The organism is Pseudomonas brassicacearum (assembly GCF_003732265.1).
In the GTDB taxonomy this organism is placed as follows: Bacteria; Pseudomonadota; Gammaproteobacteria; order Pseudomonadales; family Pseudomonadaceae; genus Aquipseudomonas; species Aquipseudomonas brassicacearum_D.
Genome location: NZ_MOBK01000322.1, coordinates 1 through 504, shown reverse-complemented (window position 1 = coordinate 504; position 504 = coordinate 1). Strand labels below are relative to the sequence as shown.

Here is a 504-nt window from a genome sequence, read left to right as displayed (position 1 = left end):
ATGCAGAAGTATCTGGTGAACACCGTCGGCATGAGCATCTCCGACTCGACCACCATTTCTGCCGCCACGCTGTTCCTGTTCATGTGCCTGCAACCGATCATCGGCGGCCTGTCGGACAAGATCGGCCGTCGTCCGATCCTGATCGCCTTCGGCGTGCTGGGGACGATCTTCACCGTGCCGATCCTGATGACCCTGCACACCATTCAAACCTGGTGGGGTGCGTTCTTCCTGATCATGGCGGCGCTGATCATCGTCAGCGGCTACACCTCGATCAACGCCGTGGTGAAAGCAGAATTGTTCCCGGCTGAAATCCGCGCGCTGGGCGTTGGCCTGCCGTGCGCACTGACCGTGTCGATCTTCGGCGGCACCGCTGAATACATCGCGCTGTGGTTCAAGAGCATCGGCATGGAAACCGGTTACTACTGGTATGTGACGGCGTGCATCGCGGTGTCATTGCTGGTGTACATCACCATGAAGGACACCCAGAAGCATTCTCGTATCGTC

Annotated in this window: 1 protein-coding gene; it reads left to right on the top strand. The window is 58.5% G+C overall.

What is annotated here, in order from left to right; all coding sequences use genetic code 11:
- Nucleotides 1-504: MFS transporter (locus BK660_RS31495; RefSeq protein WP_148057533.1), on the top strand; the 504-nt coding region annotated here is incomplete at both ends.